At 36.5% G+C, this 12,292-nt stretch carries 10 protein-coding genes; all 10 read right to left on the reverse strand.

From position 1 onward, the window contains the following. Positions 1 to 28 precede the first annotated feature (28 nt). Positions 29 to 976 carry a bifunctional riboflavin kinase/FAD synthetase gene (gene ribF / locus I7822_RS01525; RefSeq protein ID WP_207975020.1) on the reverse strand — a complete coding sequence of 316 codons (948 nt, stop codon included), beginning with the start codon at positions 974 to 976 and terminating at the stop codon, positions 29 to 31. Between the two features lie 31 nt (positions 977 to 1,007). Continuing rightward, positions 1,008 to 1,928 carry a tRNA pseudouridine(55) synthase TruB gene (truB, locus tag I7822_RS01530; protein ID WP_207975021.1) on the reverse strand — a complete coding sequence of 307 codons (921 nt, stop codon included), beginning with the start codon at positions 1,926 to 1,928 and terminating at the stop codon, positions 1,008 to 1,010. A 188-nt stretch (positions 1,929 to 2,116) separates the two neighbouring features. Next, positions 2,117 to 2,473: a 30S ribosome-binding factor RbfA gene (gene rbfA, locus I7822_RS01535; protein WP_207975022.1), complete on the reverse strand. Its 357-nt coding sequence runs from the start codon at positions 2,471 to 2,473 to the stop codon at positions 2,117 to 2,119. 16 nt (positions 2,474 to 2,489) lie between these two features. Further along, a complete protein-coding gene (locus tag I7822_RS01540) occupies positions 2,490 to 2,768 on the reverse strand; it encodes a DUF503 domain-containing protein (RefSeq protein WP_207975023.1) in 279 nt (92 codons plus the stop codon). Then, on the reverse strand, positions 2,765 to 4,963 hold the full coding sequence (infB, locus tag I7822_RS01545) for a translation initiation factor IF-2 (RefSeq protein ID WP_207975024.1): 2,199 nt from the start codon (positions 4,961 to 4,963) through the stop codon (positions 2,765 to 2,767). The genes I7822_RS01540 and infB overlap by 4 nt, the downstream gene beginning before the upstream one ends. 19 nt (positions 4,964 to 4,982) lie before the next feature. Continuing rightward, positions 4,983 to 5,288, reverse strand: coding sequence for a YlxQ family RNA-binding protein (locus I7822_RS01550; protein WP_066337670.1), 306 nt, complete (start codon positions 5,286 to 5,288; stop codon positions 4,983 to 4,985). 4 nt (positions 5,289 to 5,292) lie between these two features. After that, positions 5,293 to 5,565 (reverse strand): RNase P modulator RnpM, encoded by a 273-nt coding sequence (rnpM, locus tag I7822_RS01555; protein ID WP_066337673.1) that lies wholly within the window; start codon positions 5,563 to 5,565, stop codon positions 5,293 to 5,295. A gap of 13 nt (positions 5,566 to 5,578) precedes the next feature. Continuing rightward, the gene (gene nusA / locus I7822_RS01560) at positions 5,579 to 6,709 is read right to left on the reverse strand and encodes a transcription termination factor NusA (protein ID WP_066337674.1); all 1,131 of its coding nucleotides are present in this window, start codon (positions 6,707 to 6,709) and stop codon (positions 5,579 to 5,581) included. Positions 6,710 to 6,880: 171 nt separating this feature from the next. Further along, a complete protein-coding gene (gene rimP, locus I7822_RS01565; protein ID WP_066337675.1) occupies positions 6,881 to 7,351 on the reverse strand; it encodes a ribosome maturation factor RimP in 471 nt (156 codons plus the stop codon). 546 nt (positions 7,352 to 7,897) lie between these two features. Beyond that, positions 7,898 to 12,211: a PolC-type DNA polymerase III gene (locus I7822_RS01570; RefSeq protein ID WP_207975025.1), complete on the reverse strand. Its 4,314-nt coding sequence runs from the start codon at positions 12,209 to 12,211 to the stop codon at positions 7,898 to 7,900. Between the last annotated feature and the right edge of the window lie 81 nt (positions 12,212 to 12,292).

Consider the following 12,292-nt stretch of genomic DNA (forward strand, 5'->3'; position numbering starts at 1 on the left):
TACTATTTTTCTAATGATTTTGCAAGAGCTAAACTGTTTTTTTTCCAAAGTATTGTAGTGTGGCAGCTTTATCCTTTGCAATTTGTGAGATTAATTCATCTACATTATGGAACTTTTGTTCACTTCTTATACGTTTAAACCAAGAAACTGAGACTTTTTCCCCGTAAATTTCACTTTGAAAATCAAAGATATGGACTTCAATACTTGGTTTTGCAGATTTTTCTTTATTAAAGGTAGGCTTGTAGCCTATGTTACAAACCCCTTCATATTCTAGACCATTTACAATTATTGAAACGGCATATACTCCTGTTGGTGGCAATAAATAGACATCAGATACCTCAATATTAGCTGTTGGAAATCCGATCGTTCTCCCTCTTTTATCACCATGTACAACAGAGCCTGAAACACTATGTGGTCTTCCTAGCAGTTTATTAGCATATGTTACGTCACCGCTTCTTATCACTTCACGAATTAATGTAGAACTAATCTTTCGATCATGATCTGTTTGTTTTTCTACAGTAGTATGGAAAAATTGTTCTCTAGAATGAAACGGCAAAGTTTCCATAGTCCCCTTACCTAAATGTCCATATGTAAAGTCAAAACCTGCAACTACATGCTTAACATGCAAGTTTATGATATAGTCATCCACAAACTGTTGTGGTAATAAAGCTGCAAAATCCTTCGTAAATTCCACAACAAATAACAGGTCAACATTTAATGCCTCAATCAAGCGGATCTTCTCATCAAGGGGTGTAATATAGTCAATCCCCTTTTGATCACGAAGAACTACAAGAGGATGTGGGTTAAATGTCATTACTGCACACTTTATCCCAAGATTATTTGCAACCTCTTTGGCTTTCAGAATAACTTTTTGATGTCCAATATGAACTCCATCAAAATAACCCAATGCTAAAACCATTTCATCAAAGTCTTGCTTCATAAAATTATGTGGTTGAGACAGCTTAATTAGTTTCACGGTCACTTCACCTTTTCTCACTTATAACATGTTAAATTTCATTATACAGCACCTTCGTAGGCTTCATCAGGTGTTGCTTAGTAGGATGTTTAGAATAAATAGCTAGGCAACGTCCATCTTCACCATAAACAGCAATTGGAGAACCCACTTCAAGATCTTGAAACTCTGAAGGTAACTCTAGCACTGCACCATTTTTCACTTTCTCTGCTAGCGTATCATGGATAATTAGATTCGGCAAATCTTTTAACGCTTCACCAATTGACAGTAAAGAATCCTCTAGTGATCCACATTCAATTGCTGCTTCAATTTCTTCAAAGGTTAAACAATTTGCAAGATCAAATTCTCCTGATTTTGTACGAATAAGATGGGACATATGGGCAGGATAGCCAAGTTTTTCTCCAATCATTACAGCTAAAGTTCGGACATATGTACCTTTTGAACAGGTAACACGAAAGCGAAATTTAGTTAAGTCATTTTCGTTTATTACGTCTCCAAGAAGAACTAATTCATCAATTGTAATCATTCGAGCTGGCCTTTCAACCTCTATACCGGCTCTTGCATATTCGTAAAGCTTCTTCCCTTTCACTTTTACAGCTGAGTACATTGGTGGAATTTGTTCTATAGATCCAAGCATTGAATTAAAGACATGTTCAACTTCTTCTTGGGTAATTTTAGGATTCACTTTTTTCCTCGCTACTTCTTCTCCTGATGAATCTTCAGTTGTTGTGGAAAAACCAATTGTTACCTCAGCTTCATACGTTTTTGATGCGGCTGTTAAATATTCTACAATTTTTGTTGCTCTTCCAAGACATAGTGGCAATACACCTGTTACATCAGGGTCTAGTGTACCTGTATGTCCGACCTTTTTTGTTTTTGCGAGCCTACGCATTTTGGCTACACAGTCATGGGATGTCATCCCAACAGGCTTATTTAGTAAAAGTACACCTTCCATTTAAAGACCTCCATGCAATTATTTAAAAAGTGAAATGATGTTACTATGTAAAAAATAATTAGCATTTCACTTTCCTGAAGCGAGAAATAAGATAAAAGCTATTTGATAAAACTGATACCTATCAATAAATTGTGTCACCATACATAGAAAAGGGATAGACGAAGGTGTCTATCCCTTTAATAAAGGAGTTAATCCTCCTCTTTATTTTGAACATTTAACTCATGAATAAGTGTTTCAATCCGATTTCCATAATTAATTGATTCATCAAATTCGAATTGTATTTCTGGAGTTTTTCTTAGGCGGATTCGTTGGCCAATTTCTGAACGGATAAACCCTTTTGCCTTCGCTAAGCCTTTTAACGTATTTTGCCTTTGTTCTTCATCACCTAAAACAGAGATAAATACTTTAGCAATTTGTAGGTCTCCTGAAACACTTACATCTGTTACTGTCACAAAGCCTATACGAGGGTCTTTTATTTTTCGACCAATAATATCGCCAAGCTCTTTTTTCATCTGTTCACCGACACGGTTTGCTCTTAAGCTCATGCCAATCACCTCTTCATTAAAACCATTCAAACGAAGTTACTGTACGCTCAATTTCAGGAAATGAATCAATAAATTGCAAAACATTTTGCAATTCTCGTTCTGTTTGTACCTTTGAGGAACTAATGGAAACAATACCAAACTTTGTACGTTGCCAAGTGTCCTGAAATTCAATTTCTGAAATTGAAACATTATACTTTTGCTTTATTCTTGTAAGCACTCGTTGTAAAACAGCTCTTTTATCTTTTAATGACTGTGAATCATAAATGATACATTCACAATCTATATAACCGATCATTTACGTTCAATTTCCTCCATCACATATGCTTCAATAATGTCGCCTTCTTTTATATCATTGAAGTTTTTAATTGTAATTCCACATTCGTAGTTACGAGCAACTTCCTTCACATCGTCCTTGAAGCGTTTTAAGGTATCAATTTCACCTTCAAATACGACAATACCATCGCGAATTAGTCTAATACCGCTATCACGAGTGATTTTACCTTCAGTGACATATCCACCTGCGATCGTACCAATTTTGGAAACCTTGAAAGTTTGTCTTATTTCAACTTGACCAATTACTTTTTCTTCGAATTCAGGGTCAAGCATACCTTTCATAGCTAATTCAATTTCTTCAATAACTTTATAAATAATACGATGTAGGCGAATGTCAACTTCTTCTACATCAGCTGTTTTCTTAGCACCATTATCAGGTCTTACGTTAAACCCAATTACAATTGCTTTAGAAGCAGCTGCTAGGATGATATCAGATTCAGTAATTGCACCTACACCCGTATGGATGATCTTTACACGAACACCTTCAACATCAATTTTATGCAATGCTGCTGCTAATGCTTCTGCAGAACCTTGAACATCAGCTTTTACAATTAAATTAATGTCTTTGATCTCACCTTGTTTAATTTGCTCAAATAAATCATCTAAGCTTAATTTAGAGCCTTCGCTACGTTGTGCATCAAGCTGCTTCTGAGCTCTTGCTTCCCCAACTTGACGAGCTTGCTTCTCATCTTCAAATACCATGAACTGGTCTCCAGCTAATGGTACGTCATTTAAACCTGTGATTTCAACAGGAGTTGATGGTGCTGCCTCTTTCACACGGCGACCGATGTCATTAACCATTGCACGTACACGACCAAATGTATTTCCTACTACAATTGGATCACCAACGCGAAGTGTTCCATTTTGAACAAGTAATGTAGCAACAGAGCCTCTACCCTTATCTAATTGTGCTTCAATAACCGTACCTGTAGCACGTCTGCTTGGGTTAGCTTTTAATTCCTCTACTTCTGTTACTAGGATAATCATTTCAAGTAGATCATCTAGTCCTTGACCAGTTAATGCTGAGACTGGTACAAAAATAGTATCCCCACCCCAAGCCTCTGGTACTAGACCATGTTCTGTCAATTCTTGCATAACACGATCAGGATTTGCTGTCGGTTTATCAACTTTGTTTACAGCAACAATGATTGGTACTTCAGCTGCTTTAGCATGGTTGATAGCTTCAATTGTTTGAGGCATAACACCATCATCTGCTGCAACTACTAAAATGGTAATATCTGTCACTTGCGCTCCGCGAGCACGCATAGTCGTGAAAGCAGCATGACCTGGTGTATCAAGGAAGGTAATCTTTTGATCATTAGAAACAATCTGATAAGCACCAATATGCTGAGTGATACCGCCAGCTTCACCTTCAGTTACTTTTGTATTTCGAATGGAGTCAAGAAGAGTTGTTTTACCATGATCAACGTGACCCATGATTGTTACAACGGCAGGACGAATTTGTAGATCCTCAACACGGTCCTCTTCTTCATACTTCTCGAATTCTGTTTTTTCAAATACAATTTCTTCTTCCACTTCAACACCATATTCACCAGCAATTAACTCAATTGAGTCTTTATCAAGCTCTTGATTAATTGTTGCCATAGTTCCGAGTAAAAGAAGCTTTTTAATAATTTCAGACGGCTCTTTACCAAGCTTTGAAGCTAATTCTCCTACAGATAAGCTATCTGTGAAGGTAATTTTACTAGGTAGTTCCTTTTTAGGCTTTGGTTGAACAGGTTGTTGGAAGTTACCTTTATTTTTCTTATTGTTGTTGTTTTTCTTACCTTTATTTTGATTAAAGGATTTATTATTAGATTGATTTGGCTTTTTGTTATCTCGGTTAGTGCTAGTTGGAGCTTGCTTAAACGATTTATTGTTAGCAGATTTTTCTCCACTAGTTGTTTTTACATTTTCTGAATTGTTAGTACTTGTATTAGAATTATTCACTTGTTTCCCCGGTTTCTTAGTTGATTCGTTATTTGTATTTACTTGACTTTTTGCTTTAAATTTTTGATCAAGTTTAACTATGACATCATCTTCAATTGTTGACATGTGGTTATTAACTTCAACATTCATTTCTTGTAACGTAGAAATAATGTCTTTACTTGATACATTTGTTTGTTTTGCATATTCATAAACTCGCATTTTTGTCATACGTTCACCCCCAAGAATATTAATCGAGCAAGGTTTTTAACTTTGCAGCAAAGCCTGCATCATTTATCGCTACAACGACTCTCGCATCTTTACCAATTGCTTGACCTAACTGGTAGCGATCTTCAACGGTTTTTAAGGGGACCTGATAAAATTTGCATTTATCTGTTACCTTCTTCATTGTATTAGCGGATGCATCTTGTGAAAGAAGAACAAGTTTAGCGCGTTGTTGTCTAACTTCTTTAACAACAAGTTCCTCCCCTGATATAACTTTTCGTGCTCGATTTGCTAAGCCCAATAAGGACGTCCATCGTTGCTGCTGATTCATGTATTTATTGTTTCTCCTTCTCAGCTAATTGAAGTAACTCTTCATATACAGTTTCATCAATTTTTGTCTTTAAATGATTAGCTAGAATGTTTTTCTTTTTTGCTAAAAGAATACACTCTTTATCAAGTGTAATATAAGCTCCACGTCCATTTTTTTTGCCGGTTAGGTCGACAGAAACATCGCCTTCCTTTGATCGGACAACGCGGACTAATTCTTTTTTTGTTTTCATTTCACCTGTTGCAACACATTTACGTAAAGGAATTTTGCGATTGTTCATGTGATTTCACCTCTTATTCACTAAGCTCAGGTTCATGAATACTAGTTAAAAGTGGTTCGTCATCAACATCAACGTCGGATTCAGACTTTTGAAGTGGATAAATTCCAGCTTTTTCTGCATCTGTTTCACTTTTAATATCTATTTTCCATCCAGTAAGCTTAGCTGCTAAACGAGCATTTTGTCCACGTTTACCAATTGCTAATGATAATTGATAATCAGGAACAATAACTGTAGTGGCTTTTTCTTCTTCATTTACAAGAACCTCAACTACTTTAGAAGGACTTAATGCGTTAGCGACAAATTCAATAGGATCTTGCGACCATTTTACAATGTCAATTTTTTCTCCTTTTAATTCGTTGACAATTGCTTGTACACGTTGCCCTTTTGGCCCAACACATGATCCAACTGGATCTACCTCAGGATTCTCGGAATGTACAGAGATTTTTGAGCGATCTCCTGCTTCCCTAGAAACAGATTTAATTTCAACAGTACCATCATAGATTTCTGGAACTTCGATTTCAAACAATCTCTTTAGAAGACCCGGATGTGTTCTAGACACAAAAATTTGTGGGCCTTTTGTCGTTTTTTCGACCTTTGTAATAAAAACCTTTATACGGTCATGTGGTTTATATGTTTCATTTGGCATTTGTTCACTAACAGGTAAAAGAGCTTCTATTTTACCTAAGCTTACATAAATGAATTTAGAGTCGATACGCTGAACAATACCTGTCATAATATCTTCTTCTCGATCAATAAACTCGCTATAAATTACACCACGTTCAGCTTCACGAACACGCTGAGTTACAACTTGTTTAGCTGTTTGTGCTGCAATACGACCGAAATCCTTTGGAGTAACTTCCATCTCAATTACATCGTTCAGCACATAATTTGGATTGATTCCTCGTGCTTCACTTAGAGATATTTCAAGACGAGGATCATATACCTCATCAACAACATCTTTTCTTGCATAAACCTTCATTGTACCTGTTTCACGATTTAAATCAACGCGAACATTTTGTGCTTGGTTAAAGTTTCGTTTATAAGCAGAAATTAATGCAGCTTCAATTGCTTCAATGATAATTTCTTTGCTGATGCCCTTTTCCTTTTCTAAGATTGTTAAGGCATCTAATAGTTCACTACTCATTTTAACGGCTTCCCCCTTAAAAAATAAGCTAAATGCATATTGTTTTGCTAAATCCACCTTCTACAGTTAAGGTACAAGCTTAGTACACTTAAGAAGTAATGAGGAGAATGCTTGGACTTGTAAATAGATAAATATTCACAAATCCGCTGGAGATACTGCAGTCGATGCTAGTTAAAATGTTACGGCTAATCTAGCTTTTGCCACTTTATCATAAGGGATTTCAACCTGTTTTTTTCTAGTCTTAATCGTTACAGTTACAGTAACCGTTTGACCGTCAAAATCAGTTAAGACACCTTCAAATAACTTTTCTCCATTTATTGGTTCATATGTTTTAATATGGACCTGTTTACCAATTGCCTTCTTTAAATCTTCTTCTTTTTTTAATGGTCTCTCAGCACCTGGCGAAGAAACTTCTAAGAAGTAGTTATGTTGAATGGGATCTAATTCATCAAGCTGCTCGCTTAATCGTTCGCTTACTACACCACATTCTTCAATATCAATGCCTTTTTCAGAATCAATAAATAATCGAAGAAACCAATTAGAACCTTCCTTCACATATTCAATATCTACCAATTCTAATTTCATATCGTTTAAAATTGGTGTCACTAATTGTTCCACGATTTCCGTTACTTTTTTGCTCATTCTCTTCCTCCTTGCTAAGAAAAGCGCATGCCTTGGGCAAACTAGACGATAATCACAGACCTTTGGTGATTATTGACTTGAAGGCTAGGCGCTGAAGCTAGACATGATTCTTTAGTCCAAAAAACTAGCATTCTTATCCTAAACAGCAATTTGACACCTTTAAGTTGCTGAAAAACCCTGCCTTTTGAGCAGGGAATGGTATGTACTATACTATCCGAGTGACGAGGACGATAACAATACGAAAGAGTGGGTTTCCCCACTCTTTTCCTCTGCTTATCGTTAGCATTTCCATTAAAAGCATAACATAACCGTATTTTTATTGCAAATATACCTTAATTTACCCAGGGTCTGACCCCCAGAGAATATATAAGTTATTTGAACAAGTCTTTGCAGGGGTCTGACCCTACTTTGAGCAACGGTATAAATGCACCTTATAAATTTCTAGTGTTTTAGTTAAATTAGTGGTGGGGTCTGACCCCTATTTAATTAACCTCATAAATTTATTTTGTGCTCTTGGGGTCAGACCTCCGCTTGAGACATAGAGATCTAAAACAGTGATAGTTGGTTTTGATCAGGTAGTTCATCAAGACAGCCATGAGTGTTTAAATATTCAATGATTGTTTTTGAGACTTTACCTCGTTGCTGGAGGTCTTCTTTTGATAGAAATTCTCCGTCTTCTCTAGCTTTTACGATATTTAACGCTGCGTTTGTTCCTAGTCCAGGTATGGAGTTGAACGGGGGAATTAGTGTATTCCCATCAATAATAAAGTCTGTTGCACTAGAACGATAAAGGTCAACCTTTTGGAAGGCATATCCTCGTTCACACATTTCCAGAGCTAGTTCTAATACAGTTAGTAAGTTTTTCTCTTTTGGAGAAGCATCTAACCCTTTTAGATTAATTTCATCAATTATAGCTCGAATTGGTGTAGAACCTTTTACCATTGTGTCAATATCAAAATCATCTGCACGAACTGTGAAATATGCAGCATAATAAAGTAGAGCATGATGGACTTTAAAATACGCAATACGAACAGCCATTAACACGTATGCCGCAGCATGGGCTTTTGGGAACATGTACTTGATTTTCAAGCATGAATCAATATACCAAGCAGGCACTTCTTGTTTTTTCATTTCTTCTTCCATTTCATCTGTTAATCCTTTTCCTTTACGAACAGACTCCATAATCTTGAAAGCGAATGAAGGCTCTAATCCTTGATAGATAAGATACACCATGATGTCATCACGACAACCAATAACTTCACTTAACGTACATATTTTATTATGAATTAACTCTTGAGCATTCCCAAGCCATACATCTGTCCCATGTGATAGACCAGAAATTTGGACAAGCTCAGAAAATGTTGTAGGTTTTGTGTCTTCAAGCATTTGACGAACAAATCTTGTTCCAAACTCAGGAATCCCTAATGTCCCTGTTTTACACATAATTTGTTCTTCAGTCACGCCTAAAGACTCGGTACCACTAAAAATTTTCATTACCTCTGGATCATCTGTCGGAATTGTTTTTGGATCAATACCGCTTAAATCCTGAAGCATACGGATTACAGTTGGATCATCGTGTCCAAGAATATCAAGTTTTAATAGATTATCATGAATGGAATGGAAATCAAAATGAGTTGTACGCCATTCAGAACCGGTTGCATCTGCTGGGAATTGAATCGGCGAAAAATCAAAGATATCCATATAATCAGGTACAACAATAATTCCACCTGGATGCTGTCCTGTTGTTCTTTTTACTCCTGTACATCCTTGAACAAGGCGATCAACCTCTGCACCTCTATAGATGAGGTTATGGTCGTTTGCATATCCTTTAACATATCCATAAGCAGTTTTTTCTGCTACTGTCCCGATTGTACCAGCACGATACACATTGTCCTCACCAAAAAGAACCTTCGTATAGTTATGGGCAGTAGGCTGATATTCACCTGAGAAGTTCAAGTCAATATCGGGAACTTTGTCCCCTTTAAAGCCTAGGAATGTTTCAAAAGGTATATCATGTCCATCTTTTTGATATTGAGCACCACAATTCGAGCACTCTTTGTTAGGTAAATCAAAACCAGAACCGACTGACCCATCATTAAAAAACTCTGAATGCTGACAATCTGGGCATACATAATGCGGTGGCAGTGGATTTACCTCTGTTATTTCTGTCATTGTTGCGACAAATGAGGAACCAACAGACCCACGTGAACCTACTAGGTAGCCATCATCAAGTGATTTTTTAACGAGTTTATGTGAGATAAGATAAATAACCGCAAACCCATGGCCAATAATACTCTTAAGTTCTTTTTCTAGACGAGCCTCAACAAGTTCTGGAAGATTTTCTCCATATATACTTCTCGCTCTTGAATAGCTCATTGCGCGGATTTCTTCATCTGCACCTTCAATCTTAGGTGTATAAAGATCATCCTTTATTGGCTTAATTTCGTCGATCATATCAGCAATCTTATTTGTGTTATCTATAACAATCTCTTTTGCTTTCTCTTTTCCAAGGAAAGAGAAGCAGCTCATCATTTCATCTGTTGTTCGGAAATGTACATTTGGTAATTCATGACGATTTAATGGATTTGCTCCAACTTGAGAGCTAATCAATATTTTCCGATAGACTTTATCAACAGGATTTAAATAATGCGCATTACCTGTTGCCACAACAGGCTTTTCTAGCTTTTCACCAAGCATAACAATATTTGTGACAATTTCTTTTAAAGATGTTTCATCCTTAATATAATCTAATGCAATAAGGTGATTGTAAACCTCTAGAGGATGGACCTCTAAATAATCATAATATGCTGCAATCTCTTCTACCTCTTCGGGAGATTTTTGCATCATACCTTCAAAAACCTCACCTTTATCACATGCTGATCCGACAATAAGACCTTCTCGATATTTATTGAGTTGTGAACGAGGAACTCGTGGAACTCTGTAAAAGTAATTCATATGTGAAATGGACACTAGTTTGAATAAATTTTTCAACCCAGTCTCATTTTGAGCGAGTACTATAGCATGATATGGTCTTGATCGTTGATATGCATTACCTTTACCCATATTGTCGTTAAATTGATTGTGATTTTCAATGCCCTTCTCCGCTGCATCCTTTAGCATCTTAACAAGCAAATAGCCTGTTGCTTCAGCATCATAAATTGCTCGGTGATGCTGAGTTAATTCGATATCAAACTTTTTACATAGTGTGTTTAGTCGATGATTTTTAAATTCAGGATATAGGAAACGTCCGAGTTCAAGGGTATCGATAACAGGGTTCTTTGCCTTTTCTTCACCAAGGAGTTTTTTATACCCTACGTTTAAAAATCCCATATCAAAGCTAGCATTATGTGCAACGAGAATATCATTTCCGATCCAATCCTTAAACTTCCGTAAAACTTCATCAACATTAGGTGCATCTTTTACCATATCGTCTGTAATTCCTGTTAAATCAATTGTGATTGCTGATAATGGATGATGTGGATTTGCGAATGATTCAAAACGATCGATAATTTCTCCTCCACGAACCTTTACTGCAGCTAACTCAATGATTGTATCGTAAACAGCTGATAAACCAGTCGTCTCCACGTCAAATACAACATATGTTTCATCAGGTAAAAAACGATTATCATCATTATAAGCAATAGGAACTCCATCATTTACAAGATTTATTTCGACACCGTATAAAACCTTGACCCCGTTCTTTTTGCCAGCAGAATACGCTTCTGGGAAGGACTGTGCAACAGCATGATCTGTTAATGCAATCGCCTTATGTCCCCATTTCTTCGCTTGCTCAATATACTTACTCACAGACGTTACCGCATCCATTTGACTCATTGGTGAATGAAGATGAAGTTCTACCCTCTTCTCATCTTCTGGAGATTGATCTCGTCTCTCTTGAGGTGTTATTTCATTAATATCATTTGCGATCATTACAAGATCTCGTACGAATGTGTCATTTTGGATGCTACCGCGTACTTTTAACCACATTCCTTTTTTAACAGCTTGTACTAGAACGGCATCCTCTTTATCTCTAGCAAACATTTTAACAAGGATGGAGCTTGTGTAGTCAGTTATTTTAAAGGTCAGTAGTGTTCTTCCACTTCTAAGTTCCTTTGTTTCTGCATCAAATACATACCCCTGAATAGCGGTTCTTCTCTCTTCATCTTCAATCGAAGCAAGGGTACGAATTTCTTCATCATTTTTGATCGTATAACCAATTGTTAAAGGTCCAGTATATTCAGCTTGACTAGCCTCTTCCTTCTCAGCATTAACCATGTCAGTTAGCGCTTTTAGCCCTTTTTCTCTATCTTCTTGTAGCTTTTGTTCTTGAAATTTCTGAATTTCCTCTTGTGTGACGGCTACAGTTGTATCTAATTGAAAGGCAGGAAATCCAAGTTCCTGAAAGCTTTCTTGAATGAGAGATGCATATTTTCGCTTGATCGTCATTGCCTCAGTATCATTTTTGGTTTTAACGATGACCTTTATACCCTGTACAGTTGGTTTCTGCTCATTTAATAGTGCGAGCATTGGAGGCGAGATCCCGTCCATTTGCTGAATACATATTGACCAATAATCCTGCACAAGTTTTTCGTCAAAAAATTGTTCTTTCGTTTCAATTGAAAATGTAACATCTGCAATATGAGAAAACGCTTTTGCAAGCTTAGTGTGAAACAATTGATACACATCAAAAGGAAGGATTTTTTCAAATTGAAAATGAAAATGCCACTTTTTCGTTTGTTTATGCACGGTCAACTTTGCGATTGAACCGTTCTTAAAGTGAACGACAACTGCATCTTCTGTTAGATTTATTTGTTGGAGCAGGAGTTGAAATCGCTCAATTTGGTTGATTTGCATGTCCATATTTTATCCCCTTTCCCCCTCTTACTTATTAATTCTACTAATAGTTGATTAATTTTTTATTTAATTTGGCTGTTTTAGCAA

The organism is Metabacillus bambusae, assembly GCF_017497975.1.
In the GTDB taxonomy this organism is placed as follows: domain Bacteria; phylum Bacillota; class Bacilli; order Bacillales; family Bacillaceae; genus Metabacillus; species Metabacillus bambusae.